We start from the raw sequence: 26,396 nt of genomic DNA on the forward strand, positions 1-26,396 counted from the left end.
TGCGCTCGGAGCGGATGGGCGTGCGGGCCCAGGAGGTTCCCGATCATCCCTGGAGGGATCGCAACGCGCGGCAAGATCCCGTCCACACGAACCCCGGGCGGGTTCCCGATCATCCCTGGAGGGATCGCAACGCCATGTCAGACCCAGGGTTTCCCCCTGGCGGCACGTTCCCGATCATCCCTGGAGGGATCGCAACATCGCTGCCCGGGCATCATCCAAAGCCTGTGCCCACGTTCCCGATCATCCCTGGAGGGATCGCAACGCGGATCGGCTGGCGGAGCAGCAGCCCGACGACGGTTCCCGATCATCCCTGGAGGGATCGCAACACGATGAACTCGTCTGGAATGGCGTCGTGGAACAGGTCGTTCCCGATCATCCCTGGAGGGATCGCAACCGCCTCTGGCGGGACCGCTCCCGGTCGGCGGCGAGGGGTTCCCGATCATCCCTGGAGGGATCGCAACCTGAAGCCGACGCCGAGCAGGCGTACATCGCGCTCGTTCCCGATCATCCCTGGAGGGATCGCAACTGGAGGTGGCCTACCGGCTGCGCGCGGCAGCGGGTTCCCGATCATCCCTGGAGGGATCGCAACGCCGCCCGGTGCTGCGTAGCCAGGTCAGCCCCTGGTTCCCGATCATCCCTGGAGGGATCGCAACTCCGCTCGCGGGCAGCCGGGCGGCAGCAGGGTCAGCGGTTCCCGATCATCCCTGGAGGGATCGCAACGCGGCGGCGGGTCGATGGGCGACCTGTGGGGCAGGTTCCCGATCATCCCTGGAGGGATCGCAACCCTCCGACCTGGCCACCATGTCCAGCGTGCTGCTGTGTTCCCGATCATCCCTGGAGGGATCGCAACGGCAGCGGAAGCGGAGCTGTCCCTAGGAATGTCCTGAAGATCTTGATGGGTGAGTCGGGCGTGAGCTGGCTCACCCTCGTGCTATGGGGTGATCGGGGCGAGGGTCCAGGTGCCGCTGGTGTGGGTGAGTCCGAGGTTGATGAGGCGGCGGAGGTTGAGGGCGGCGGCGCGGTGGTGGAGCCAGCGGTCGTTGGCAGCGGTGCCGCGGTAACGCAGGCGGCGGTTGCCTCGGGCGACCAGCCAGGCCACGGCGCGTTCGACCATGGGCCGCCAGCGTCGGTAGTCGTCTTGCCAGGCAGGGTCGGTGGCGGCCTGATGACGGGCGGCGGTCTGCAGATCGTGATGCGGGCGAATGGTCACCACGCGGCCGGTCTTGGCGGTGGTGCAGCGTTCGCGCAGCGGGCATGCGGTGCATAAGCCGGTGAAGGTGGCGCGGCGTTGCTGGTAGCGGCCGCCGGGTGCGGCCAGGGGGACAGTGTGACCGGCGGGGCAGGTGACAGTGCCGGCAGCGGTGTCGATGGCGAAGTCGTCCAGGGTGAATCCGCCGATCACGGCAGGCTTGAGCGTGGGTGGTTTGATCAATAGTCGGTATCCGGCCTTGGTGAGGGCGGCGCGTAACTCCGCAGCGGCGTAGGCGGCATCGGCCAGGATGTGCAGCGGCCCGTGCTCGTGAGCGAGCAGGCTGGGGGCGATGGCGGCCTCATGATAGGCGGCGCCGGCGCCGGGCCGTAGGGCGACGGCGGTGAACAGGCCGGTCTCCGGCTCGACGGCCAGGTGGGCCTTGTAGCCGTCGTCACGCTGCTGCTGGGTCTTGTGGATGTGGCGGGCCTGCGGGTCGACGGTGGAGACGATCCGATCGGGTGCGGTGCGGCGGGCGATCCGCCAGCGTCCGTCGGTCCCATCGGAGTCGACGGCCGGTTCGACGTCCTGACCGGCGATGAGGGCCAGCAGGCCGACCGCCTGCTCGGCGCCCTCGTCCAGGTCTTGGCCACGGAGCTGATCGAGCAGGGTGAGAGCGTCGGCGACCAGCCCGCTCACCAGGGCGTTCCTGGCTTCCTCGTCGTCCCAGACGATCTTCGGCTTGCCCGGGTCGGTGTAGTCATGAGCGTGACAGTGCGCCGCCACCAGCGCGCTCGCGCCCGGCACCTGGCGGGTCACCCGGCGGATCGCGGCGATCAGTTGGGTGATGGTGTCCTGGGTGGCGACCGCATCCAGCAGCACCGCCGAATCCAGCGCCCGCCGCGCCCGGCCGGCCAGCACGCCGGTCTGCTCCACCACGGCGCGCACGGCCGCAAAGATCCGATCCGGGTCTGATGAGCGAGCCAGCCGACGCCGGAAGTAGGTCAGCAGCGACGGATCGAATCCCTGGTCATACAGGCCCAGCCCGCAAGCGGCCTTCCACCGCAGATCGAACCGCAGCGCCGCGACTGCCTCCTCATCCGACAGTCCATGCAGCGCCTGCAGCACCACGACCGTGGCCAGCAGGCCCGGCGGCACCGACGGGCGTCCGTTGACCGGCGCGTACATGTCCGCGAACGTCTCCAGCGGGAAGAGTCTCGCCCGGTGTTCGGCCAGGAACGCGAACACGCTCCCGGCCGGGATCATCTCCCGGCACACGACCCACACCTCAGGCCCGGCCGGAACCCTCCGACGACCCATCATGAACCGAGTCTGAATCCCGAAACTCTCCCTGGCCAGACCGTCAAGATCTTCAGGACATTCCTAGGCCGTGTTTCAAAAGATCATGATGAGCTGGGTGTGTCGATGATCGTGAATAGAAGAGGTCTCCGGTAGTTGGTTCAACGACCAAGAAGAACGAAACACCGGAGACCTCGTGGCCAGCGTAGTGGTGACGAGGCGGCACGACCTCACCGACGCGCAGTGGGCGGCCCTGGAACCGCACCTGCCTGTCGCATCGGGCAAGGGACGTCCGCCGAAGTGGAGCAGGCGGCAGTTGATCGACGGAATCCGGTGGCGGATCCGGACCGGGGCACCATGGCGGGACGTGCCGGCCTGCTACGGCCACTGGTTCACCGTGTACGGCCTGTTCCGCCGCTGGCAGCGGGCGGGGGAATGGGCGCAGATCCTGGCCGCGTTGCAGGCGTGCGCGGACGCCGCGGGGAAGATCGGCTGGACGGTGAGCGTGGACTCCACCATCGTCCGGGCTCACCAGCACGCGGCCGGAGCACGCCGGGATGGTCACCTGCAGAAGGAGCCGCCCGCGAGGGTGGGTGGCGAACCGGCCGATCACGGGCTGGGCCGCTCACGCGGCGGGCTGACCACCAAGACGCATCTGGCGTGTGAGCAGGGCCGCAAACTGCTCGCCGCGGTGGTGACCGCCGGGCACCGGGGCGACAGTCCCCAGTTCATCGCGGTGCTGGGCAGGATCCGGGTGGCCCGCCTCGGTGGCGGCCGTCCCCGGACCCGGCCGGACCGGGTCCTGGCCGACAAGGCCTACACCAGCAAGGCCAACCGGGCTCATCTGCGCCGACGAGGGATCAAGGCGTGCATTCCGAGCAAGGCCGACCAGGACGCTCACCGCAGGGCCCGGGGGTCGAAGGGTGGGCGTCCGCCTGCCTTCGACCCCGCGATCTACCGGCTGCGTCATGCCGTGGAATGCGGTATCAACGTGCTCAAGGGCAATCGCGGTATGGCGACCCGGTACGACAAGCTCGCCGTGCGCTACGAGGCTGTTGTCATCATCGCCGCGATCAACCAGTGGCTTAAGGCCTTATGAAACACGGCCTAATACTCCAGCATCACTTTGTGACTATGGCTGTCTTCGCCGGTAGTGACTGATCTTGGCCGTGTACTGGTGACGACGGCGCCAGACCGACCAAGCGTGGATTTGATCAAGATCGAGCGAGTGTGTGATCATGTACGCCAGTAGACGCCGGACCTCTCCCATCGAGAGGGGGACAAGGCCGTCCTGGCTCGTTTCAGCCGGTTGTTTGCCGCAGTCACAGCGAGATACGCGTGGGCGAGCATGGCCAAGGTGATGTGCCGATACCAGGCGTCATAGCGGCGGACTTGGTAGTGATCCAGGCCGACCTCGGTCTTGGCACTCTGGAAACACTCCTCGATGGCCCAGCGGCTGCCTGCGACCTTCACCAGTTCGTCGATCGTGGTGCCGACCGGGCCGAAGCCGAGGTAGAAGGCCACCTCATCGGGATGGGCGATGCTGCGGCGGATGAGGACCCACCGCTCATACCCCTCTTCCGGTTCGCGGATGATGGGCAGCGTGGCCATCGCCCAGTCATACAGGCGCGGCCCCTTGGCACCTTGGCCGGCCGAAAGGCGCTTCCAGGCGGAGGCGGGCGCCTCCTGGAGGAGGCTTTCGGCGCGTGCCCGCGGGCCCAGACCGGTACCGATCGCCTGGCTACGCGGCACCGCCACCACATAACCGATGCGGTGCTGCTCGAGAAAGACGCGGAACTTGTGGTCCTGGCCATAGGCCTCATCGGCGGTCACCCACGCGGCCGGCACTCCGGCCTCGATCGCCCGGGTCAGCATCTGGCGTGCCAGCACCTGCTTGGTGGCGAAGTCCACCTCGGCCCCGATGCCCGCCTCCGCGCACCGATCGCGATCAGCGATCCATGACTTGGGCAGATACAACTCCCGATCTACCAGGGTCCGCCCGGCGCTGGTCGCGTACGCCAAGAACACCCCCAACTGGCAGTTCTCGATTCGGCCGGCAGTGCCGGAGTATTGGCGCTGGACCCCGGCGGACTTGTCGCCCTTCTTGATGAACCCGGTCTCATCCACGATCAGCACGCCATCACCCGCGCCCAGGTGCTCGACCGCGTAAGCCCGCAGGTCATCGCGTACCGCATCAGCGTCCCACCGGGCCGCGTTCAACAACCGCTGCATTCCCAGTGGATTGCTCTCACCCGCAGCCTCGGCCAGCGTCCATCCGTTCTTGCCCTCGATCGGCGCCAGCAGCCCCCGCACATACGCCCGCGCCCGCCGCCGTGGCTCCGGCCGCCCGAACCGGCTCGCCACCCGGGCGAACAGGTCATCCAACCCCGCCACCCACGTCGCGACATCATGATCCATCACAAGAGCGACACATTACACACCAGAGATCACAAAGTGATGCTGGAGTACTAATGGCACGAGGTTCCCGATCATCCCTGGAGGGATCGCAACACGACGTGGCTACCGTCGTCTCCGAGCTGGTGACGAGTTCCCGATCATCCCTGGAGGGATCGCAACAAGGCCCGGCCGACCTGCTGGAAGGCGAGGGAGTGGGCGGGTTCCCGATCATCCCTGGAGGGATCGCAACGCCCTACCAACCGCGGGTCCCGCCGCGGTTGCTGGTTCCCGATCATCCCTGGAGGGATCGCAACGCTGGGTCCCACCGGAGTGGGAGCTGACCGAGCGCGGGTTCCCGATCATCCCTGGAGGGATCGCAACCCAGGAGGTCACCCGGGACGTGCAGGCCCGGGTGTGTTCCCGATCACCCCTGGGGGGATTCCATCATGCAACGGGCGCTGGAAACGAGATGGCGATCTTTGTTATATCGATTTCTCATTCTAGTTCCCCCGCAAGCCCGGCCCTCTTTATCCACCGCCCCCATCGGGGGCTGCGAGAAAAGTTCTCAGCGATTTCCTTCCCCGTTGGCAGGGCCCCATCAGAGCGGCGATTCGCCGTAGCCCAATGCCACGCCATCCGCTGAAGATCACCGGCAAGGCGCCCACTCACGTGGGATGGACCGGCGCTCTGCCGCGGCTCATCGTCCGCGCTTGGAGAAACGCTGCACATACCGTCCACGGCATCTTCATCCACAGAATGCCCGTCATCCACCACATACGTGGACAGGCGGCGAATCTGGGCCATCAAGAGCTCATAGCTCCCAATCAGTGCTGCGCTCGGCCAAGCGGCGATGATCCGGCCGACCACGGTGGGCTCCGCAACAGCGACGTTGGCGCCAAGACTGGCCAGGCTGCCAGTGACCAGCATCGCCCAGGCAAGCGCCCCGCCACGTGCCCCATACCGGCTGGCCAGCAGGATGGACATCGACGCAACCACAATGGTGCCATCGACAGCAAGAGGGATAAGCACCGCCGCCAACTGGTCTTCGCCATGCCGCAGGCACAACTCGCGCATGTGGCGAAACGAGACCATCCCGGCAATAGCAGCCAAAAAGGCTACGCTGGCGATGGTCGTACACTGGATACGGCGCACGACCGAAAAACTGGGAGACATCAGCATCACCTGAACCCCAGCAGGAGGCGGCGAGTAACAGTGAATGGGTGTGCAATTGGTTCGCCTCTCCCCTCGGACACGCACTCTGGTACATGCTGGGCCTCGCCTCGACGGTGACAACCCTCTCTGAGGGGTCGTACACGAGGTGGAGGCCCATCTTGCTGTACAGCTCGTTGCGGTCATGGGGATCGGCCCGCTTGAGGATCTTGACCATGCCGGTCATCGTCGGAATCAACTCCTTGATCTGCCGTTCGCCGAGCTCGTTCCGCCTCTCGATCTTCTGGATCTGCGCCTCCGCGCGGAGCCGCTCGGCCCGGGTCTCGCGCATCCACGTGCCGACCTCGTTCGGGTCCCCGCCCGCGTCCAGCGTCGCCCGGTACCGGATCATCCGCTGATCACACTCCTTCAGCGTCCTGCGGGCACCCTCGACGATGAGCCGGTCGCGTTCGCCGTCACGGGCCTCCAGCAGCCCCTGCACCGTCCGCTCAAGGTTTTCCGGGGAGAAGACCCGGCCGATCCACGGATCCAGCTCCTCCAGAATGTGATCCTCGCGGACGTACACCGTCCGCGGATGGACGATCTTGTTGGCCAGCGCGTACTCGGCCGGGAACTTGCACCGATAGTGGGTGCGCGCGTTGTTCCACGTCCCTTCCATCCGGCGCTCGCAGACCCCGCAGAACAGCAGGCCTCGCAGGACGTACGGGCGGGGGCTGCTGCGCGGCTTGCGCACCCCGGCCGAGCGGCCCGAGGCCGACACCATCGCCTGCGCCCGCTCGAACGTCTCCACCTCCACGATCGGCTCATGCGCAACCGCATCGGACCACACCCACTGATCGTGCGTGTTCCACTTCAGCTTGGTCACATGCCCCTGGGTGACGTCCCCGACGTCGAGCAGTTCTTCCTGCTTGCGCTGCTTGTTCCACACCTGACGGCCGGTGTAGCGGGGGTTGAGCAGGATCGCCCGCACCGCCGACTTCGACCACGCCAGCCCGCTGCGGTGCCGGTTGCGCGCCCGGTCATACGCCGACGGGCACGGCACATCCTCCCGGGTCAGCCCCTCGGCGATCAGATACAAACCCGAGCCGTTGATGAACTCGGTGAAGATCCGCTTCACCACCGGTGCGGTCAGCGGATCCGGCTCCAGGCGATGCAGGCGCTTGCCGTCGGCGGCCTTACCCGGGTTGGGGTGCGGACCGAGATCGGCCAGCCGGTAACCGTACGGGGGGCGGCCGCCGAGGAACCGGCCCTCGATCTTGGCCTGGGCCGCCATGGTGGTACGGACCCGCATCTTGATCCGGTTGCGCTCGCCTTTGCTGATCCCGCCGAACATCAGCATGATCAGCTCATGCGCCTCGTTGGCCGGGTCGATCGGCCCGCCGACCTCCGGCACCCACAACTCGACGCCGTAGTGGACGAACAGTTCAAAGGTGTTGCCGAACTGGTTGCCGTAGAACGCCCGCTGCGGTTCCCCCACCACCACCGCGTCGAACCCGCGATGCGGGTTGCGCAGCTCGGCGAGCAGGGCACTGGCCTCGGGCCTGCGTTGCGGCGGGATGGAACGAGACTTGTCGATGTCGAAGAACTCCGCGACGATCACCCCGCCCCGGGGCTCGACCAGCGCCCGGGATCGGGAGAGCTGCCAGTTACGGGACGAGGCGGGGTCTTGGTTGTCCTCGGTGGAGACCCGTCCCCAGAACGCGAATGGAATCATGACTTCTCCTTTTGTTGATAAGGACTGTTTCCGGCGGCGAAATCGAGTCCAGTACATGAATCGCCGACGGGTCTTAGGGTAGGGAGATCGGCGGTGCTTGGGAGGTCCAGGGAGGGGCAGGGAGGAGCAGTGTGACCTTCAGGGAGGCATCTGCATACGGCCACTAGCTGGGCAAACCTCGACAATACCCTCCCAGGGAATACAAAGGCATAGCGGGTCTCCAGATCATCTCTGTCTACTCGAATCGCCCTATAAACGCCGGAGGCGGCCCACCCCAGTGGACCGCCTCCGTGTTACTTACCCGAGTTCTTCTTCATCGGCGGAAGAGTTCGCCTGCCCTCGCATAAGGATCCGGAGGAGCACCCGCAGCCAGCTCCCGCACAAGACCGGCGGCTCTTCCGGAAGCATCACCCGGACCGGAGGTTGTGCTCTTCGGGGGCTGGGCTGCTTCCGGCCGCCATCGTCCGGCGGGCCGTTTTCGTCCTCTGCCTGGGAGGTCATGACAGGTCATCGCCTCCCGAGGAGATCGTCAAGGCGTTCCAGCGCGGCCTGGGCCTGCTGGGGGACGACGCCGTTGCCGAGGGCGCGCATCTGTGCGGCGCGGGAGATGCCGATGCCGGTGACCCAGCCCTCGGGCAGGCCCATCATCCACTCGACGAACCGGGCGGACAGCCGGGGCTGCCCCCGGCTTCCTCGCTCGATGGGACCGGGGGCAACGCGGCCGAAGAGGAGTTCCCAGCGCCGGACAGCGTCCTCGTACCGTCCCCAGGCTGCCCGAGCGAGCCGGTCTGATCGCCGCCCCCCTTGGCCAGCCACTTCTTCGAGGCGGGAAGGAGTTTGACCGCGATCGCCAGCGGCAGCGCCCGCGCAGGCTGCTGCCGCTCCCGGCGGGCCAGCCAGGACCACACGTTCTCCCCGTCGTTGGGATTGCACGCCGCCGGGGTCGGCAGCAGATGCCCGCACGCCACATCGCGAAGATGCAGGCTGGTCCCCTTCCCCCGCTCCGGCCGGCTGACGCCGTGATGGTCGCGGGCGACCGGGGTCGGCAGCAAGGATGAAGATCCGTTCTCGGCGGTGCGGGGCGCCGACCTCGGATGCGCGTAGGCACGTCCATGCCGCGTCGTACCCAAGGGAGGCCAGGTCCCCGAGTACACGGCCGAGACCCCGGCTGCGCAGGGCGGCGACGTTCTCCAAGACAACGATGCCGGGTCGTAGCAGGCGAACGGCCGCGGCGATGGTGAACCACAGTCCACTTCTGGTGTCCTTTCTCATCCCGGCCCCGCGGCCGGCGTAGCTGATGTCCTGACAGGGGAACCCGGCGGTGACGATGTCCACGCGCGGGATCGTGGCCCACTCGACGGCCCGCAGGTCCCCGAGGTTGGGCACGACAGGGAAACGGGTGGCGAGGATCTTCGCCACCTGCGGGTCGTCATCGGCGCACCAGGCCAGCCGCGCCCCGTAGTAGGTGGTCACGGCCATGTCGAGGCCGCCGTAGCCTGTGCACATCGACCCGATCCATGGCCCATACGCCGGCGCACTGGCGAACGTGGCGCCGGGCGGCGAGGACGGTTGATCGCCATGACGCGGCGTCATGACGGCGTCCCGGCAGCAGGGCTCTCCTCGCCGCGGCAGGACCACGGGGAGCAGCTCGGGGCATCCTGGTCCTGACCGCCGGATCCGCCGGACCTGTCGGGTCCATCGGGGACGTTGAGGTCGGCTTCGGTCAGTGGGCGGCGGGAGTGATGCAGGTAGTACGTCCCGCGCAGTTCCATGCCCCGGCTACCGGCTTTGGGATAGCCATGCCGGATGGCCTCATCGAAGGCCACGGCCTGCGCCCATCCGGCCGGGTCGGTGTCCCGCAGCCTGCGCCACTCGGCATCACGGTGGAACGGGCATCCGACACAGGCTGATCGTGGGGTATCGGCCAGCCCTTGAGTGGTCAGATAGGCGCGGCAGTCTACTCGGGTCCAGCCGATGGACAGCAGCGGAAAGACGTTACGCAGATAGCCGACGTCGGCGTCCTTGGCCCGGTGGAACTCATCCACGCTGATACCGATCGCCTGTTCGGCGTAGATTCCCTTGGGGACCCGGCGGGGATGCGGGTAGCCCAGCAGTGCCCGCACGGCCGCCTTGATCGGGGCAATCTTGTACTCCCGGGTGCATTGGCGGCGGGCCATCCCACGTTCACCGTCTGGGCCGAGCGCGAACAGCGGCATGGACACGAAGTGGTGGTCCGGGTCGAGCGCGTCCCGGCGGATGTCACCTGCCGACACCCGGCGGATCGGTATCTCGCGCCCGACCAGGCCGTCCAGCCGGTCCAGGTGGGCGTAGACGGCGGCCGGTTCCCAGCCGGTGTCGGCGAAGATCGCCACATCGAACCGGGGAATCACCCCCGCGGCCGACAACAGCAGCAACGTGGTGGACTGCACCCCGGCGCCAAGGGACAACGCCCGCAGGGCCGGCGAGGGCAGTGGACAGGGATGCATGATCACCGCCCCCCGCCTGGGACGCCGACGGTGATCTCCCACAAGGTCCGCTGGACCCCATCACCACAACCGGCTGTCCGTGGGCGGGCCGGGGGGTTCCAGCCGGGCCGGGGCGGGCGGTCGGCGACACGGCGGAGACCGGCGGCGTGCAGGCTGGTTCCGGGTTCTCCCGCGCGGGTGTAGGTGATCAGGCGGCGGTAGCCCATCGCGCGGGCGGTTCGCCAGGCTGCTCCGAGTAGGGCCGAGCAGGCATTCGGTGTGCCGTCGGTGGCCAGGCGGGTGACCTCGGCGGTCAGGCCGTCGTCGAAGGCGCGGGCCACGGGGCGGCCCACCATGACCACACCCACCAGCGCCTCGGTTGTGGCGACGCCGATGGCGAACTTGGCGCCGGGCGGCGGGCCGAGGTGGCGGTGTTGCCATGCCACGAACGCGCGGGCGGTGCGGATGGCCAGCGGGACGATGACCAGACGCGGTCGCGGGCTCGGTGGGGTGCTGGTCCTCGTTTGGCGTGTGCCGGTTTGCGGCGATTCAGGGTTGGTTGCGGTTGTTTTTCCCACTGGTGTGGTGCGGGGCGTTCACTCCGGATGCGTCGCCGTCATCCCCCGCCCGGGCAGGCGGTGTTCCTGTCTGCCCGCCGGGAAATTTTTCGGCGTGCTATCAGGAAACAGGCCACCTCAGAGTTCGCTCAGATTTCCATATCACTGCAGGTCATAGGCATGGTGCCGAAGGTGATAGGGGATGCGGGAAAGCCGGTGCACGCGGCATCTGAGAAATTCCTGAGCGCAGCGGGCCGATATTTCCTGAGCCGTTTCTGAGGCGGTCGCTAAACCAGTTGGCGAGTCCACACGTTCTCGCGACTGGAGCCTCATATGAGCGCCGCCCGCGTCTCCCGCTCGATCCCCGGCACCCCCACAAACGCCCCTGGCCAGATGGCGGCCGTCCCGGCCCAGCGGTGCCCGGGTTCGTGGGCGGTGCCCCACGGCAGCCCGGCACTGCGCCTGCCGACCGGGGTCTTCTGGGCGGCAGCCGCATCCGGCCCGGCGGCAGCGCCGCCGGGCGGTGCGGCAGTCCCTTCCGTTCCTGCCACCACCGCGGAAGGAGGGACATCAACGGCTTCCGCGCGGAGCCGGGGCACTCCGGATGCGGCATCTGCAGCCAAGCCGAAAGGAGGCAGGGGCGTGTACACCGGCTCCGCGCGGAACTCCCAGCGGCAGCGACCCACCACAGGGCCGCTGCCGCGCGGCGGCAACCGCCGCCGCACCCGGCAACCGCACCACCCAGGCGGCATCCTGCCGCTGCTGGCGGCAACCGGCATCGCGGTGGCCCTCGCCCTACTGGCCGCACACGCACACGCAGCCGCCCTCTCCCTCCCCCTGCCCGCCGCCAAGCCGGTCCCCGCCCAAGACCTGGACACCGTGTTCACCAACCTGCGCAACTGGCTGCTCGGCATGCTCACCGCGCTGTCCACACTGATGCTCACGATCGGCGGGATCCGCTACCTGATCGCCGGCGGCGACCCCGGAGAAGTCCAAAAGGCCAAAGCCGCACTGAAGACCGCCGCCTACGGCTACGCGCTCGCCGTGCTGGCACCGCTGTTCGTCACGGTGCTGCAGGGCATCGTGGGCGGCGGGTGAGCAGGATGCCGCCCGTACACGGCCGGATGGCCGTACTTCCGCTTCCCCGCTGCCGAATCCGGCTCGGCAATGCCGTACTGGCAACCGCGGCAGGCGCGGCGGCAATGACGGTTCTGAGCGCTGCCGCTCCTGCCGCCTGGGCCACGCCGACCCCTCCTTCGGAACCCACCCCGACCCCGTCCCCGGCTTCGCCGCTGGTGCCGCTTCCGCCCGCACCGCCCGGTCCAGGAGGCGGCCTCGGGCTGGGCGGCCTGATCAGCAGCCAGATCAACCACTGGTTTGCCACCCTGGTGGCAGTAGCGATCCGCCCCCTCTTGCAGGTTCTGGCCAAGACCCTGCTCACCACCCCGGAGATCTCCACCGGCGACCGCGTGTTCGACCTGTGGACCACCTCGGCCGGCATCGCCAACGGCGCCTTCGTCGTCCTTGCCACCATCGGTGCCATGGCCGCCTCCGGCCATGAGACCTTCCAGACCCGCTACACCGTCAAGGAGGTACTGCCCCGCCTGGCCCTGGCGTTCCTGGCCGCCAACCTCAGCTTCCACCTGTGCGGCCGGGCCATCACCCTGGCCAACGCCCTGTCGGGCGCACTCCTGGGCCCGAACGTCGACCCGGCGCGAGCCACTGCCACCCTTCAGCGGCTGATCGTTCCACCGGCCGACAGCGAGGCCTTTTACATCCTGCTCGCCCTGGTGGCGATCATCTTGCTGGTCCTGCTGCTGATCGCATTCATCATGCGGACCGCCCTGGTGCTGGTGCTGGTGGTCGCCGCGCCGCTCGCTCTGGCCGGCTACACGCTGCCGTTCACCGAAGGGCTGGCGCGGTTTTGGTGGCGGGCCTTCGGCGGACTGCTGCTCATCCAGGTCGCCCAGTCGCTGACGCTGGTCGTGGCGGTCCGGGCCTTCTTCAACCAGGACGGCCGGCTCCTGGTCGGCATCGCGCCCAGCGGCCAACTGGTCAACCTGCTGCTGACCCTGTGTCTGCTGATCATCTTGGTGCGGATCCCGTCCTGGATCTCCCAGCGGATCTTCGCCCCGTCGCGCGGTAGGAGTTCCACGATCGCGCGGCTGGTCCGGTACGCGGTGGCCTACCGGCTCATGTCCCCCGTGCTCAACGTCCTACGGCCCGGACGAGGACACAGGGGCGGACGTCGAGGAGGACAGGGTGGCAGCGGACGCGGCGGACGCAGTGCCGCGGCGGCAGCCGTACCGGCGGCGGCTGCCGCCCGCGCCGGAAGCGGCAACGCCTTTGCCGGGACTGCCGCCGCGGCAGCTCGCGGCGGCCCGGGCCCTATCAAGCACGCGCCTGTCGGCGCGCGGCGGCCACCGCCGTCCTACTCCGGAGCCCCCGTCCCGATCAAACACGCCCCAGGCGCGCCACCCTATCCCGGCAAGTACCGGCCCACCCCCAAGCCTCCCGGACCGGTACCGCCCACCCACCCGGTCTACGGCTACCCCCGCGAGACCTACTACGCCAACGGCCCCGCCGGCCTGGGCCAGATGTACTGGCTGCGCTCCCAGGCAGCCGCCCGGCAGGCCACGCCCCCGCAACCGGCACGGCCCCGGCAGGGAGAAGCCCCGCCGCCCGCCCGGCGATCCACTCAGCCGCCGCCCACACCCAAGCGGCCGAGCCCACCACCCCTGCCGCACCCACGCCCCCGCCCCGGCACGGGCCGCCCAGGCCGCACCGGCCGCGACAACGGCGGTGAAAGCCGATGAGCTGGCTCCCGCCGATCCGCATCCCCGCCGACGTAGATCAAGAAGACAAGATCGTCTCTGGCCTCACCGCCCGGCAGCTCGCCATCCTCGGCATTGCCACAGCCGTGCTCTCCCTCACCCACATGGCGATAGGCGACCGGATCCCGCCTGCCGCGTTCGCCGCCATCGCGGCGCCGATCGCGATCGGCGCCGTCGTTCTCGCCCTCGCCCGCCGCGACGGCATCACACTGGACCGCTACCTCTTGGCGGCCCTCCGCCACCACCGCTCACCGAAACTACTCATCTCCGGCGACACCCCCGCACCCCTGCGGCTTCCCGTCCACACAGTGACCGCAGACGGCCTGATCGACATGGGACCCGACGGCGTCGCCGCCGTCGCCGAGGTCTCCACCGTCAGCTTCGCCCTAAGCACCCCCGACGAACAGGACGCGCTGGTCGCGGTGTTCGGCCGATGGCTCAACTCGCTGTCCGGGCCCGCCCAGATCCTGGTCCGCGCCACCCCCATGGACATGACCCACACGATCTCGGCCCTGCACGACAGCGCCCCGCACCTGCCACACCCCGCCCTCAGCGCCGCCGCCCACGAGCACGCCGACTTCCTCGCCGACCTCGGCCAACGCCATGACCTGCTACGCCGCCAGGTACTCCTGATCATCCGCGAGCCCGCCGCCGACAACGCCCCGGACGCCGCCGCGGCACGCACCCTACGTCGCCTGGAAGAAGCCGCCCGGCTGCTGTCGGCGTGCGGCCTGGCCGTCCGCCCACTGGATCACCATGCGGCGTCCGCCCTGCTGACTTCCTGCTACGACCCCGCCGCCCCTGCCCGCCCCACCGGCGAGTTCGCCGGACCGGGCGAGGTCATCACGAAAGGAGAACGCCAATGAGATTCCGCCGCACGCACCGCGCCGCTCCGACCCCTGCGGCACCCGGCCCGGAATCGGTGGAAGTCCATCCCCGGCTGCTGCACATCGGCGACGGCCTGTGCTCCACCCTGACCATCACCGGCTACCCCCGCGAGGTCGCCCCCGGCTGGCTGGAACCGCTGCTCACCTACCCCGGACGGCTGGACGTCTCCCTGCACATCGAGCCGGTGCCCTCCGTCGTCGCCGCCGACCGGCTCCGCAAGCAGCTCGCCCGCCTGGAATCCGGCCTGCGCGCCGACCATGAGCACGGCCGGCTCCCCGATCTCGGCGCGGAAACCGCCGCTGAGGACGCCCACGACCTGGCCGCCCGGATCGCCCGCGGGCAGGCCAAGCTGTTCCGCGTCGCGATCTACCTGACCGTGTACGCCTTCACCGCCGAAGAGCTCCACGACGCCTGCGCCGAGGTCCGCGCGCTGGCCGCCTCCCTGCTGCTGGACGCCCGGCCGGTCGCCTTCCGCCAGCTCCAGGGCTGGATCTCCGCACTCCCGCTCGCCTACGACAACCTGGCCATGCGGCGTGGCTTCGACACCCCGGCGCTCGCCGCGGCCTTCCCGTTCACCTCGCCCGACCTGTCCGCACCGCTGGGCCCGACCACCGTCCTGTACGGCGCGAACGCGGCCAGCGCGTCCCTGGTCGCCTGGGACCGCTTCGCCCAGCCCAACCACAACTCCACGATCATGGCCTGCAGCGGCGCGGGCAAGTCCTACCTGGCCAAGCTGGAGGCCCTGCGATCCCTCTATCAAGGGGTCGAGGTCGCCGTCATCGACCCCGAAGACGAATACGCCCGCCTGTGCGAGACGACCGGCGGGGCCTACCTGCACCTGGGCGCCACCGAGGTCCGTCTCAACCCCTTCGACCTGCCCCAGCGCGACCACGGCGACGGCGACCCCCTCACCCGCCGCTCCCTGTTCCTGCACACCCTGGTCGCCGTCATGCTCGGCGAACCGCTGGACAAGGGCGGCAAAGCCGCTTTGGACCGTGCCATCATCGCCACCTACAAGAAGGCCCGGATCACCTTCGACGAGCGCACCTGGACCCGCACACCGCCGCTCATGAAGGACCTCGCCGCCGCCCTGGCGCGAGATGAGGATCCCAAGGCCAAAGAGGTCGCGGCCGGGCTCGCCCCTTACATCACCGGCACCCACCGGCACCTGTTCGACGGGCACACCACCACCCGCCCCGACTCCCACCTAATCGTCTTCTCCCTGCGCGACCTGCCCGAAGAACTCAAGGCCGTGGGCACCCTGCTCACCCTGGACGCCATCTGGCGACGCGTCTCCAACCCCGCCGACCGCCGACCGCGCCTGGTCGTCGTCGATGAGGCCTGGCTGCTGATGCGCGAACCCGAGGGCGCGAAGTTCCTGCTCAAGATGGCCAAAGCGGCCCGCAAGCACTGGGCCGGCCTGTCCGTGGTCACCCAGGACGCCGCCGACCTGCTCGGCAGCGACCTCGGCCAGGCGATCGTCGCCAACTCCACCACCCAGATCCTGCTCCGCCAAGCCCCCCAGGCCATCGACCGCGTGGCCGACGCGTTCCGCCTGTCCGACGGAGAACGGCAGCTCCTGCTGTCGGCCGAACCCGGCTTCGGGCTGCTCACCGCCGACGCCGGAGCGGCGCGCGTCGCCTTCCACGTGATCGCCAGCCCGTTCGAACACGCCACCGTCACCAGCAACCCACGAGAACTGGCCGATCTGCCGGCCGCCCACCCGATCGAGGAGGAAACCCTGTGATCAACCGCATCGCGTTCGTCCCCGCGCTCGTGCTCATGGCCGGACTCACCGCCGCCTGCCAGGCACCGGCCACCACCTCCGTGACGACGCGCCCGGCGAGCAGCCCAGCACCGACGTCCGCCACCGCACCGCTCACCCAGCGCGACGCCTCCCTGATCCACGCCCGCTACCAGCGGCTGTTCACCCAGGCCGGTAAGGCCCGCGGCAAGGGCATGGAGGACGCCGAGGCCGGTCTCGCGCTGCGGCTGACCCGAGGTCAGCTCCGCCTGGCCGCGCTGGAGAAGGACGACACCCCGTTCCCACCCTTCAAGATCACCAAAGCGGAGTTCACCATCCCGCGCCCGTTGCCCGGCCAGAGCCGCTGGTTCCTGGCCACGCTGAACTACGCCGGGTCCTCCACGACAACCCACCTGATCTTCGCCGAGACCCGGGACGGGTGGCGGGTGGTCGCCGCCACTATCAGCGAGGCGTCACAACCGCTGCCCGCTCCGGCCCTCGATCGCCAAGGGCTGGCCACCGCGCTCGGCCCGCAAGCCCGCGATCTCGTGGCCACCCCGCGGCAGGTCGTCCAGGCCCACACCACCCTCGCGGCCAAGGCGCGGTACGACGGCCATATCCGTGCGATCCTCGCACCCGGTGAGCAGACCAGCAAGATGGCCACCGACATCCAGTCCGAACGCGCCGTACTGCGCGGCCAGTGGCGGCTCACACTCGCCGCCCGCGCGCTCCCCGGCATCTACGCCCTGCGCACGGCGGACGGCGGCGCGCTGGTCTGGTACGGCATGCGCGACACCCAGACGCTCACCCGTTCCACCCCACTGGCCGGGTCCATCAGCTTCTCCAAGCCGAACGCCGCGACCCTGAGCCGCCACCGCTCCTTCACCCGCCGTGCCGTGATCGACGGCGCCGGCTGCTATCTCGCCGTGATCCCCAGCCGGAAGAGCAAGGCGACCACATGGATCGCCGGGAGCATGTATCTCACCTTGGACATCCACGGCTCCTGACCCGCAAACCGGTGATCGGCCGCCCTGGAGAGCGCGGCGCCGCTCCCCAGGGCCCCCTTTCCGCAAAGGAGCCCGTACTCCATGCCCCCAGACCTCACTGACCTCCTCGATCCCCTGCTCGCCTGGATCGATGCCCACGGTCAGAACCTGTCCACAAGCCTGATCACCGGGGGCGTCGCCCTCACCCTCGGCCGTACCGCCCTGCGGTACCTCCGCCACCGGCCCCTTGCCCGAAACGCCCGTTGCGTGGAGATCCTCACCCCGCCCACCGCCGACCTGGACGGAGCCGAAGCACTGTGGGCCAACCTGATCGGCCTGCTGCACCCAAGGTGGAAACGCGCTGTACTCGGCCAGCCGCATCTGATTTTCGAATACCTCTTCAACGCCGACGGCATGCGGATCCAGCTCTGGGTCCCCGGCGTCATCCCGCAACATGTGATCGAGCACGCCGTCGAAGCCGCATGGCCATCAGCGCGCATCGCCGTACAACACGCCGGTCCGCCCGTCCCGCTCACCGGGCAGGCCACCGGCGGCCGGGTCACGATCGCACGCGACGAGCGGCTGCCGATCCGCTATGACCACCCCAGTGATCCTCTGCGAGCACTTCTCGGCAGTGCCACCGGCATGCCCGTCTGGCAGCACGCCGCCGTGCAGATCCTGGCCCGCCCCGCCACAGGCCGCCGTCTCGATCACCGTTTCCGCCGTGGCCTGCTGCGGCCGGTGAGCGTCGTACTGGACCTGATCACCCCCGGCCCGCTGTTCGCCCGCAATCACGGTCACCAGGCCACATATCAGCACACCGACCACGCCGCACGCCTGGAGGAATCCGCGAAGGCCCGCGCTATCCGCGAAAAAGCCCACCACCCTCGTTACGAGGTCGCCATCCGCTACGCCGTACAGGCCGACGACCTCGCCATCGGCGACCGCGACACCATGAGCGCCGCGCGCGCGATCCGGCGCAGAGCCATCACCGGCCGCGCCCACGCTCTGGCCTCGGCCTTCGCCCTGTTCGCTGACCACAACCGGCTCGAACGCCGCCGCCTGCTCATCCCCGCCCGACGAATGGCGACGCGACGCATGCACCGGGGCTTCCTGCTGTCGCTGCCCGAGCTGGCCGCGCTCGCGCACCTCCCACTCGACACCGCCGTCCCCGGACTGCAACGCGCCGGGGCCAACAGCGTCCCGCCCTCGCCCCGGATCGGCCGCGGCGGCCCTGAGGCCAAGGAACTCGGCTTCTCCGACTCCGGACACGAACGACCTGTCGCCCTGCGGGTCGCCGACTCCTGCCACCATGTCCACATCCTGGGCCCGAACGGCACGGGCAAGAGCACCCTGCTGGCCCAGATGATCCTCTCCGACATCCGCGCCGGACGCGGAGTCGTGGTCATCGACGCCAAAGGCGACTTGATCACCGATCTGCTCGGCCTGGTGCCACCCGAGGCGGGCGAGCGGCTGGTACTGATCGACCCCGACGACCCCCACCCCCGGCCGGCGCTCAACATACTGGGCAGCGGCGAGCGCGACACCGGCGTCGACAACCTCGTCGGCATCTTCCACAAGATCTATGCCGAGACCTGGGGGCCACGGACCGACGACATTTTGCGCGCCTGCGCCATCACGCTGGCCGGGCAGGGCGGCACCCTGGCCGACATCCCGGCCCTGCTGACCGACGCCGCCTTTCGCCGCGACCGTCTGGCGTACCTGTCCGACGGCTTCCTGATGGGCTTTTGGCACTGGTACGACGGCTTGACCGAGCAGACCCAGGCGCACGTCACCGCCCCCATCATGAACAAGCTGCGGGCGTTCCTGCTGCGGCCTTTCGTCCGCGAGGTCCTGGCATCGGAGCAATCGACCTTCGACATGGAAAAGGTCCTGGACGGCAGCATCCTGTTCGCCCGCCTTCCCAAGGGCGTACTCGGCGACGAAACCGCCCGCCTGATCGGTTCCATGCTGGTCGCACACGTCTGGCAGGCCGCCTCACGCCGTGCCCGGCTCGGCCGCCCCCGCCACCCCGCCGCGCTGTACATCGACGAGACGCAGAACTTCCTCAACCTGCCACACGCCCTGTCGGACATGCTCGCCGAGGCCAGGGCCTACCGCCTGTCGATGGTCATGGCCCACCAGCACCTCGCCCAACTCCCCCGCGACCTGCGCCAGGCGGTCAGCTCCGACGCCCGCAACAAGATCTACTTCTCGCTCTCCCCGCAGGACGCCCGCGAGGCCGAACAGCACTTCACCCCGCACCTGACCGCCCACGACCTGGCCAATCTGGACGCCTACCAGGCCGCCGCCCGGCTCATGGTCGCAGGCGCCGAGGCCGCCCCCTTCACCCTGCGCACCCGCCCCCTGCCCTCCCCATCCGAGGAGGTATCCCGCCAGGTCCGGCAGGCCGCCTCCCTCGCCCATGGCCGTACCCGGCTTCAGACCGTCCCGCCGGCGAACGACCCCCGCCGCCTAACCGAAGGAGAGACGCAGTGAACGAGCACTACACCCCGACCGTCCTGGCCTCCCTGGCCACCCGGCTGACCGCGCGCGACCGGCGCGTACTCCGGCTGGTCTGGACCCATCGCGTGCTGACCAGCCACCAGATCGCCCAAATCGCCTTCGACGACGACAGCACCGGCCGCCACCGACTGGTCAAGCTGCACCGCCTGTCCGTCGTGGAACGGTTCCGGCCCAAGCCACCGACCGGATCAGCCCCCTGGCACTACGTGCTCGGCGAGCCCGGCGCCGCCGTACTCGCCGCAGAAGACGGCGTCGAGCTGCCCGACTTCGGCTACCGCCGCGACCGGGTGCTGTCCATCGCCTACAGCCAGCGACTGGCCCACACCGTCGGCGTCAACGACGTCTACGCACGGCTGTACGCGACCGCAAGGCGTACCGAGAGCGCCCAGTTGCAGATGTGGTGGCCCGAAACGCTGTGCGCCGAGGTGTGGGGCAAGCAGGTGCGCCCGGACGCCTATGGCCGGTGGCGCGACAACGACCTCACCTTGGACTTCTTCCTCGAATATGACACCGGCACCGAGACCCTCGATCGGGTCGCCGCCAAGCTCACCGGCTACGCCGCGCTCGCCGCCGGCTCCGCGATCACCACACCCGTACTGTTCCTAACCTCCTCCAAGAGCCGGGAAGCCAACCTGCGCCGGCGCCTGGCCCTGCGCGTCCAACCAGCGGTGCCCATCGCCACCGCCGCACCCGGCCTTCACGGGCTCACCGACCCCGCCGGGCCGATCTGGGCGCCTGGTGACAGCGGCGGCGCACGACTGTGCCTGGCCGAACTCGCCCACCATTGGCCGAACCTTGGCGTCGCCCGCAACGACGGCGACGCGCAGGGGAATCCGTGACCGATGGGTCGGGCATCGGCCCGGCAATCACGGTCGGTGGTTGCCTGATCGCCGGGATCATCCTGCTCGCCGCAGTCGGCGGTGGCGGCGCGCAGTATGCCGCCGCCGGTACGGCCTGCGGCTACATTCCGCCCAGCGCGTCGGCGCTCCCGCTGCCCGCCACCGACCTGGAGGCGTACCGCTCGTACGTTGAGCAGGCGGCAGCGCTCGGCGCTGGGCGTGACCAGGTGGTCGCCGACATCGCGGCACAGCTCGCCCAGCGGACCCCGCCCCCCGAAGACGCCGTGAAACGCGCTGGCCATGTCGTCACCTCAGTGGCACGCCAGGTATGCACAGAGCTGGCGGTGGTCCCAGCCGGAGCGGTCGCCGGAGCGGGGCGTGGGGCGATCGCAGTCCGAGCCGCCCTGGCCAAGGTCGGCACCCCGTACTCCTGGGGTGGCGGCGGCCCGGGAGGCCCGACGCTGGGGATCGGGCGTGGCGCGGGCACAGTGGGCTTCGACTGCTCCGGGCTCACCGAGTACGCCTGGGGCAAGGCGGGCCTTGCGATCGGCGGGCACACCTCACCGCAATGGCGTTCCGGCGCTCGCATTCCGCGTTCCCAGATCCAGCCGGGGGATCTGATCTTCTTCGCCACCAACCCCGCCGACCCGTCCACGATTTATCACGTCGGCCTGGCCCTGGACGCCACCCGGATGGTCCACGCGCCCCACACCGGCAGCACCGTCCGCGTGGACACCTGGGCCGGTGCCCCCGGCCGCGAGCGCAGCTTCGCAGGCGTGGTGCGCCCGGTGGCGCGCTGATCACCGCGCTCGGGAGGTCGTCGCCCGGCCCGGCGCGCCGCGCTGGACGCGGCGGCAGTACCAGATCCGAAGCCACACGGGAGGGTGCGTGGGCTGAAGCCAGGTCAGGATCGAGCATGCGCGCTGCCACCACGGCCACGCACGGGCGCAGGACCGGTACCGGCCGCGGGAGAGCATCGTGAAGTACGCCTCCGCCTGCTCGGCACCATGGGCCTCCACACCGACCTTGTCACAGGCCAGCTCGACGACCCAGGAGCACAGCGTGAGCATCAGGCGCAACGACGCCGCCCCCACGGCGGCGATCGTCAAGGTGGGGGCCAGGAATCCGACGAGGAGGAATCCGATGGTCTGCGCCGTGAGCATGAGGAGATCGATCCTGCGCATGCCGAGGGCGGCATGGTGGAGTTCGTGGGCCACGACGAACCGGAGGATGCCGATGGTCTCCTGCTCGCGCAGGGCCCGCCCGATCAGGAGAAGCGAGTGGCCCGCCAGGTTCGGTACGCACAGCATGACGCCGGCGCTCCAGTGGGGCTTGCATGGGCCGTCGTGGCAGTGGTCCGCCAGACGCATGTCATGCAGCAGCACACTCTCCGCCCTGGTCTGCCGCTGCACCACCATCGCGGCCTCGTCCAGCACACGCAACACCGGTGGCGGAATGGTGGCGCGCAACGCGTCCTGGTGGCCCTGGATGCTGCCGGGGTCCGGCAGTCGCTTGGGCGTGCGGGCAGCGTGGTGGCCAAGCCAGGTGACCACGCGAGGGAGGGAGAGCGCGGCGAACATGGCCAGCGCCGCCGGTACTTCACCGATCAGCAGCCTGCGCATGGCGACCCCGGCCAGCAGGGACGAGAGCGGTAGTACGTAGTGGAGGCTGGCCACGCCCATTGGACTGTGGCCGTTACGGGTGAGGTGGTCGATGTAGTCGGTGAACGGGTCGAGCCGACATGGCCGTCGCCACGCCCACATGGATGAGGAAGAAGTGGTCGTCATGGGCATTCGTCAGGGAAGCGGCAGTCGGGTGAGGGGCGCGGGCGGGCGGCGTTGTGGGGCACGCCGCCCGCCCGCGCGGCACGGGGGCTACCAGACGCCCGTGCGGCGCGGTACGGCCTGGGAAGGTGTGGATGGCCGCCGCGCGTCTCAGGTGGATTGGGTGGCGCGGGCAGGGCGACCCGCTCGTAGCTGCCCGCGCCGGGCGGGCCACCGACGGCCCGCCGTACGGCACGGCGGCGCCCATGCCCGCACCACGCCGCCGTGCCCGATCATAAAGTGCTCTCCCAGGTGCCCCCGGCCACGAGCACGGTGACCCCGTCCTTACGGTGCGCGGTGACCACGATCGGTCCGTACACATAGCCGACGTGGATGAACGACAGTCGCGCGTATCGCATCCGGCCTCGGCCCGTACCCAGGCCGTAGAGCGCATCGAGAAGTTCCTTCTGGGCCACGAAGAGGTTGTCGGTAACGCCTCCGACGCCGCGGTCGCCGGCCTCGACCTCCCAGACCATGAGCAGAGGAGTGGCCGGAGAGCCGAGGGCAGAATCACTACACGCAAGCGTCATGCTGCACCTCCGCGATGGCCTCGGAGGTCGGGTTCAGCAGCGCGTAGTCACAGGCCAGCGCCTCGGCTGCCCCAGCCACCGTGCCGCGATGGACGTACAGCGGGATACCCGGCCGCAGCAGGCGCGGGCTGTGCCACCAGATTCCATCGTCCTGAACGACCACGATCAGGTCTGGACCGAGCGCCACCTGCACCTTGCCGTGCTCGTAGCCGATGTCCGCAGGGATGTCTCGCGTTCTGAGCGCGGCGACGAGCCGGCGGGCGGTCTCTTCTTGCTCGGGTGTGGCGGCGCGCGGCGGCCGACGCATCGGGTAGGCGAGCATGTAGGTGTTCATCAGACGCTCCTACCGCTAAGCAGGCAGGGATTCGACTTGGTGACATCAACCACTTTGTCAGGTTTCACCGGGATCATGACTTTTTAGGAAAGATCTCCTTGTGACACTGTGGATTGCGACGAGGAGAATCACTACCCGGGAATGATGGGCGGCCCGAAAGGAATATTCCAGACCGTCGCCCTATACAGCCACCATATACTTCGACACGGCGCCTGCATGGCTACGCGACGGCAATTGGGGCATCGCGGAAGGAAGGGGTGGATGTTATGGAACATGGTGGCATCGAAGTTCCTGATCACGTCTGGCAGCACCCTGACACGTATGCCGCACTGAAATCCCGCGATATCGGCCGACTGTTCCAGTTGCTGCGCCGATATGCCGGACTGAGCCAAACCGCCATAGGCGCGGCCACCGGCCACAGCCAAAGCGCGATCAGCAAGATCGCAAATGGCTTCGCGCGGGTCGAGACGCTTGAAGTCTTCGAACGGATCGCGGACGGCTTGGAGATGCCCGACGGCCCACGGACGGCCCTCGGCCTGGCCCCCAGGGGCGGCGGCCGGACGACCGAGGCCGGCGCAGGGAAGAAGTCGGACAAGCTAGCGAAACCTGCACCTAACCCCCAGGTGAGCCCACCAACGGCAGCCGCACACCATCTTGCCCCTGAGTCGCTGGACACCGACCCCACAGTGAAGAAGCCACCGATCCGCCCTATCAGCGCCATGGACGTGCCCGCTATCGTGACCATGTTGGCGCACGAATCGGCTCGGCTTGGGGAAGACGTGGACAGCACTCCCTTCGGCCCTTTCACGATAGACGAAATCACCAAAGACCTGCGGGAACTCGCGACCGCTTATCCCTACACACCTCCCGTGGATTCACTTTTGAAGGCCGCGGATCTACGGGACCGCGCTTTCGCGCTGGCGAAGAAGTCACATCGCCCGTCCCACACCCGCGACCTTTATCTGATCACGGCATGGAGCTGCGCCATGCTAGCGAACGCGAGCTTCGATCTCGGCGAAGTCCAGTCCGCATACCGGCACGCGCGCACCGCAATGCAGTTCGGCGACCTGAGCGAACACCGAGGGCTACGCATCTGGACATCTGGATTGCAGGCGCTGATCGCTTTCTGGGACGGACATCCTGATCAAGCGGTCGCCTTCGTTCAGCCCGTGCTGGACTGGTCGGCAGAAGCCGGTACCGCAGCCGTGTACACAAACGCAGTCCATGCTCGCGCCCTGGCGATGCTCGGCCGTGCCCGCGAAGCTGATGATGCGCTCGCACGGACGGATCAGGAGCGAGAGCGCGTCGTCCAGATCGACTCGCCTATCGACAGTCCGGAAGGCCTCTTCGATTTCCCAATGGCCAAACAGCTCTACTGGAAGGCTGGCTCCCATCTTCTGATCGGTGACCCGCAGCGGCTGACACGGGCGCACGAGGCGGCCGTGGAATCCATCCAACGCTACCTCGACGCGCCATCGGGCAAGGTCCGCACCGGCGAGCTGTGCCACGCCCGACTCGACCTCGCCTCGGCCAGATGGGAACAAGGGCACCCAGAAGGCGCCGAAGGAGAGGTCGCCCAGGTCATCACCACGCTGCGCAACCGCTATGTGGAAAGCGTGACACGGCGCGTGGATCGCTTTGGCGCCCTCGTCCGCTCCCAGCCCAAAGGCCATGCGAGTCAGCAGATCCTTGACCAGATCACGGACGCCCAGGCATCGATCGCCAGACCCCGGCTACCGGCCACCTCCAGCATGGAGCATGAGTGAGCGGGTCTTCCGTGCAGACCATCGCCATTTTGCACCCCGGCGCTATGGGCTCCGCTCTGGCCCGGCAACTACAAAGCCCCCGACGTCGGCTCTTGTGCTGCCTGGACGGCCGATCAGATGAAACCCGGCACCGAGCCCACGAAGCCGGCATCGTTCCCGTGTCCCTGGAAAAACTGGCGGCAGAATCACATATCGCCCTCTCGGTTGTCGCCCCAACAGCCGCGTACCAGATCGCGGAAGACCTTGTCGCCGCCGGTTTCAGCGGCCTCTTGATCGAGGCCAACGCCATCCGCCCCCAGCGAGTGCATGCCATAGCGGAGCACCTCTCCACCACGGGCGGAAAGGTGATCGACGCCTGCATTATGGGCCTGCCGCCCGTCTCCCCGAGGTCTGACCCGACCAGAATTTACCTGGCAGGCCCCGACCATCTAGAAGAGATCGCCGCACTCTTCAGCGAGTCACCCACACTGCAGGTGACCACCTTGGGCACCGATATCGGCCGGGCGTCGAAGCTCAAACTAGCGCACAGCATCGTTCAGAAAGCAGCGCAGGCACTCGCACTCCTCGGCCATGCACTCGTCGAGAAAGACGGTCTATCGCCCTACCTGGCCAGCGAGGCCGGGAAGTGGCCGAGTCCCGCCTCGCGCCCCGAGAGATTCCCCAGTGTGGCAAACCGCGCATGGCGGTGGGGCGACGAGCTTCGCGACGTGGCCGACGAGCTTCGCCAGGCAGACCTGCCTCCCGAACTCGCTGAGGCCGCCGCATCGGTTTTTGATGCCTTGAGCGGCTTCAAAGACTCCCAGTCGGACGGAGAAGACACCTATCAGGCACTCCGACGCTCCCCCGACGTCCAGAGGCATGTTCACCGTTGAACCGGCAATCAACCGGGATGGCAGTCAACTGGAAGTGCTCTATCAGGAGGTGATCTGCACATACCTCCGAAGAGACCCAGGGGACACCATGCGGGTACGAACTACACGGGTGGTCTCCCCACTGGATCAATGGCGGCCAGGGTTGCTCGGTCGCCCAGGTTATCGAAGACGCCGCTCTGGGGGCTCGCTCGCCTCAATGGTGCGGCCCGCCACACCCGGGTTCGACGTAATTCCGGGGTCCTAGAGGGTCTGCCGGTCTGAACGCGCTGGTAAGCGGGTCGGGGTGAGGCCTACGGGCGGAAAGTGCCTAGAGACGCGATTACGTCGATTTGCCTACACTGGCCTGGGTCGTGGCTCTATGGTCTGGAGTCGTGTACGTGAAGACGACGAAGCGGGAGAACAAGTCCGGGACGGTCCGGTACCTGCATCTGGCCCATAACGAGTGGGATCCGGTCAAGGGCCG

At 68.6% G+C, this 26,396-nt stretch carries 21 protein-coding genes, 2 pseudogenes and 2 CRISPR repeat arrays (1 of these 25 only partly in view); of the genes and pseudogenes, 11 read left to right on the forward strand and 12 right to left on the reverse strand.

The window, feature by feature from the left end; genetic code table 11:
• A CRISPR array of direct repeats spans positions 1-850; the repeat unit is 30 nt; unit sequence GTTCCCGATCATCCCTGGAGGGATCGCAAC (it extends 160 nt beyond the left edge of the window).
• Between the two features lie 81 nt (positions 851-931).
• A complete protein-coding gene (locus tag DP939_RS42115; protein ID WP_113986452.1) occupies positions 932-2,512 on the reverse strand; it encodes an IS1182 family transposase in 1,581 nt (526 codons plus the stop codon).
• 172 nt (positions 2,513-2,684) lie between these two features.
• Here DP939_RS42115 and DP939_RS42120 point away from each other — a divergent pair, with 172 nt between their 5' ends.
• Positions 2,685-3,587, forward strand: a complete 903-nt coding sequence (locus DP939_RS42120; RefSeq protein ID WP_113986453.1) for an IS5 family transposase — start codon at positions 2,685-2,687, stop codon at positions 3,585-3,587.
• A gap of 137 nt (positions 3,588-3,724) precedes the next feature.
• Here the strand turns inward: DP939_RS42120 and DP939_RS42125 are convergent, their stop codons facing one another.
• The 8 genes and pseudogenes from DP939_RS42125 to DP939_RS42150 form a co-directional block, all read right to left on the reverse strand.
• The gene (locus DP939_RS42125; protein WP_450097550.1) at positions 3,725-4,906 is read right to left on the reverse strand and encodes an IS701 family transposase; all 1,182 of its coding nucleotides are present in this window, start codon (positions 4,904-4,906) and stop codon (positions 3,725-3,727) included.
• A gap of 63 nt (positions 4,907-4,969) precedes the next feature.
• A CRISPR array of direct repeats spans positions 4,970-5,331; the repeat unit is 30 nt; unit sequence GTTCCCGATCATCCCTGGAGGGATCGCAAC.
• Between the two features lie 49 nt (positions 5,332-5,380).
• Positions 5,381-6,241 carry a DUF2637 domain-containing protein gene (locus DP939_RS48380; RefSeq protein ID WP_318656347.1) on the reverse strand — a complete coding sequence of 287 codons (861 nt, stop codon included), beginning with the start codon at positions 6,239-6,241 and terminating at the stop codon, positions 5,381-5,383.
• Positions 6,242-6,602: 361 nt separating this feature from the next.
• Positions 6,603-7,826 (reverse strand): annotated as a pseudogene (locus DP939_RS48385) (recombinase family protein); the annotation flags it as partial.
• Between the two features lie 450 nt (positions 7,827-8,276).
• Positions 8,277-8,417, reverse strand: coding sequence for a hypothetical protein (locus DP939_RS48390; protein ID WP_225878875.1), 141 nt, complete (start codon positions 8,415-8,417; stop codon positions 8,277-8,279).
• Positions 8,414-8,821 carry a hypothetical protein gene (locus DP939_RS48395; RefSeq protein ID WP_225878877.1) on the reverse strand — a complete coding sequence of 136 codons (408 nt, stop codon included), beginning with the start codon at positions 8,819-8,821 and terminating at the stop codon, positions 8,414-8,416. Before DP939_RS48395 ends, DP939_RS48390 begins: the two co-directional genes overlap by 4 nt.
• A gap of 43 nt (positions 8,822-8,864) precedes the next feature.
• Positions 8,865-9,362: pseudogene (locus DP939_RS48400) on the reverse strand (DNA cytosine methyltransferase); the annotation flags it as partial.
• The gene (locus DP939_RS42145; RefSeq protein WP_199565772.1) at positions 9,359-10,255 is read right to left on the reverse strand and encodes an adenine nucleotide alpha hydrolase family protein; all 897 of its coding nucleotides are present in this window, start codon (positions 10,253-10,255) and stop codon (positions 9,359-9,361) included. The gene DP939_RS42145 and the pseudogene DP939_RS48400, both read right to left, overlap by 4 nt.
• A 2-nt stretch (positions 10,256-10,257) precedes the next feature.
• On the reverse strand, positions 10,258-10,722 hold the full coding sequence (locus tag DP939_RS42150; RefSeq protein WP_113986471.1) for an XF1762 family protein: 465 nt from the start codon (positions 10,720-10,722) through the stop codon (positions 10,258-10,260).
• Positions 10,723-11,433: 711 nt separating this feature from the next.
• Between DP939_RS42150 and DP939_RS42155 the strand changes: the two genes are divergently transcribed.
• The 8 genes from DP939_RS42155 (at position 11,434) to DP939_RS42190 (ending at position 21,408) form a co-directional block, all read left to right on the forward strand.
• The gene (locus tag DP939_RS42155; RefSeq protein WP_225878872.1) at positions 11,434-11,889 is read left to right on the forward strand and encodes a pilin; all 456 of its coding nucleotides are present in this window, start codon (positions 11,434-11,436) and stop codon (positions 11,887-11,889) included.
• 104 nt (positions 11,890-11,993) lie between these two features.
• Positions 11,994-13,607: a conjugal transfer protein TrbL family protein gene (locus DP939_RS42160; RefSeq protein WP_147268354.1), complete on the forward strand. Its 1,614-nt coding sequence runs from the start codon at positions 11,994-11,996 to the stop codon at positions 13,605-13,607.
• Entirely contained in the window at positions 13,604-14,491 is an 888-nt protein-coding gene (locus tag DP939_RS42165; protein ID WP_113986456.1) for a PrgI family protein, read from the forward strand. Before DP939_RS42160 ends, DP939_RS42165 begins: the two co-directional genes overlap by 4 nt.
• Positions 14,488-16,260: a VirB4 family type IV secretion system protein gene (locus DP939_RS42170; protein WP_113986457.1), complete on the forward strand. Its 1,773-nt coding sequence runs from the start codon at positions 14,488-14,490 to the stop codon at positions 16,258-16,260. The genes DP939_RS42165 and DP939_RS42170 overlap by 4 nt, the downstream gene beginning before the upstream one ends.
• Positions 16,257-17,264 carry a hypothetical protein gene (locus DP939_RS42175; RefSeq protein ID WP_113986458.1) on the forward strand — a complete coding sequence of 336 codons (1,008 nt, stop codon included), beginning with the start codon at positions 16,257-16,259 and terminating at the stop codon, positions 17,262-17,264. Before DP939_RS42170 ends, DP939_RS42175 begins: the two co-directional genes overlap by 4 nt.
• An 81-nt stretch (positions 17,265-17,345) precedes the next feature.
• Entirely contained in the window at positions 17,346-19,742 is a 2,397-nt protein-coding gene (locus DP939_RS42180) for a type IV secretory system conjugative DNA transfer family protein (protein WP_113986459.1), read from the forward strand.
• Positions 19,739-20,608, forward strand: a complete 870-nt coding sequence (locus DP939_RS42185; RefSeq protein WP_158578973.1) for a replication-relaxation family protein — start codon at positions 19,739-19,741, stop codon at positions 20,606-20,608. Before DP939_RS42180 ends, DP939_RS42185 begins: the two co-directional genes overlap by 4 nt.
• A complete protein-coding gene (locus tag DP939_RS42190) occupies positions 20,605-21,408 on the forward strand; it encodes a C40 family peptidase (RefSeq protein WP_113986460.1) in 804 nt (267 codons plus the stop codon). Before DP939_RS42185 ends, DP939_RS42190 begins: the two co-directional genes overlap by 4 nt.
• On the opposite strand, the gene DP939_RS42195 is transcribed toward DP939_RS42190, so the two are convergent.
• The 3 genes from DP939_RS42195 to DP939_RS42205 all read right to left on the reverse strand — a co-directional run bounded on the left by DP939_RS42195 (position 21,409) and on the right by DP939_RS42205 (position 23,295).
• Complete coding sequence (locus DP939_RS42195) at positions 21,409-22,395, reverse strand: hypothetical protein (protein WP_147268355.1); 987 nt, start codon at positions 22,393-22,395, stop codon at positions 21,409-21,411.
• 269 nt (positions 22,396-22,664) lie between these two features.
• Positions 22,665-22,907: a hypothetical protein gene (locus tag DP939_RS42200; protein WP_113986462.1), complete on the reverse strand. Its 243-nt coding sequence runs from the start codon at positions 22,905-22,907 to the stop codon at positions 22,665-22,667.
• Between the two features lie 37 nt (positions 22,908-22,944).
• Entirely contained in the window at positions 22,945-23,295 is a 351-nt protein-coding gene (locus DP939_RS42205) for a hypothetical protein (protein WP_147268356.1), read from the reverse strand.
• A 266-nt stretch (positions 23,296-23,561) separates the two neighbouring features.
• On the opposite strand from DP939_RS42205, the gene DP939_RS42210 reads away from it, so the two are divergent.
• Positions 23,562-25,061, forward strand: a complete 1,500-nt coding sequence (locus DP939_RS42210; RefSeq protein ID WP_113986464.1) for a helix-turn-helix domain-containing protein — start codon at positions 23,562-23,564, stop codon at positions 25,059-25,061.
• An 11-nt stretch (positions 25,062-25,072) separates the two neighbouring features.
• A complete protein-coding gene (locus DP939_RS42215) occupies positions 25,073-25,933 on the forward strand; it encodes a DUF1932 domain-containing protein (RefSeq protein WP_147268357.1) in 861 nt (286 codons plus the stop codon).
• Positions 25,934-26,396 lie beyond the last annotated feature (463 nt).

The organism is Spongiactinospora rosea (assembly GCF_003315795.1).
Taxonomy (GTDB): domain Bacteria; phylum Actinomycetota; class Actinomycetes; order Streptosporangiales; family Streptosporangiaceae; genus Spongiactinospora; species Spongiactinospora rosea.

Excerpts from the sequence above, each read along its gene's own strand:
- DP939_RS42125 (WP_450097550.1), bottom strand. The coding sequence starts at position 4,906 with ATGGATCATGATGTCGCGACGTGGGTGGCGGGGTTGGATGACCTGTTC.
- DP939_RS42180 (WP_113986459.1), top strand. The coding sequence starts at position 17,346 with ATGCCCCCAGACCTCACTGACCTCCTCGATCCCCTGCTCGCCTGGATC.
- DP939_RS48380 (WP_318656347.1), bottom strand. The coding sequence starts at position 6,241 with ATGACCGCAACGAGCTGTACAGCAAGATGGGCCTCCACCTCGTGTACG.
- DP939_RS42200 (WP_113986462.1), bottom strand. The coding sequence starts at position 22,907 with ATGGTCTGGGAGGTCGAGGCCGGCGACCGCGGCGTCGGAGGCGTTACC.
- DP939_RS48390 (WP_225878875.1), bottom strand. The coding sequence starts at position 8,417 with ATGATGGGCCTGCCCGAGGGCTGGGTCACCGGCATCGGCATCTCCCGC.
- DP939_RS42160 (WP_147268354.1), top strand. The coding sequence starts at position 11,994 with ATGACGGTTCTGAGCGCTGCCGCTCCTGCCGCCTGGGCCACGCCGACC.
- DP939_RS42195 (WP_147268355.1), bottom strand. The coding sequence starts at position 22,395 with ATGACGACCACTTCTTCCTCATCCATGTGGGCGTGGCGACGGCCATGT.
- DP939_RS42205 (WP_147268356.1), bottom strand. The coding sequence starts at position 23,295 with ATGAACACCTACATGCTCGCCTACCCGATGCGTCGGCCGCCGCGCGCC.
- DP939_RS42170 (WP_113986457.1), top strand. The coding sequence starts at position 14,488 with ATGAGATTCCGCCGCACGCACCGCGCCGCTCCGACCCCTGCGGCACCC.
- DP939_RS42165 (WP_113986456.1), top strand. The coding sequence starts at position 13,604 with ATGAGCTGGCTCCCGCCGATCCGCATCCCCGCCGACGTAGATCAAGAA.
- DP939_RS42145 (WP_199565772.1), bottom strand. The coding sequence starts at position 10,255 with ATGCATCCCTGTCCACTGCCCTCGCCGGCCCTGCGGGCGTTGTCCCTT.
- DP939_RS42210 (WP_113986464.1), top strand. The coding sequence starts at position 23,562 with ATGGAACATGGTGGCATCGAAGTTCCTGATCACGTCTGGCAGCACCCT.
- DP939_RS42115 (WP_113986452.1), bottom strand. The coding sequence starts at position 2,512 with ATGATGGGTCGTCGGAGGGTTCCGGCCGGGCCTGAGGTGTGGGTCGTG.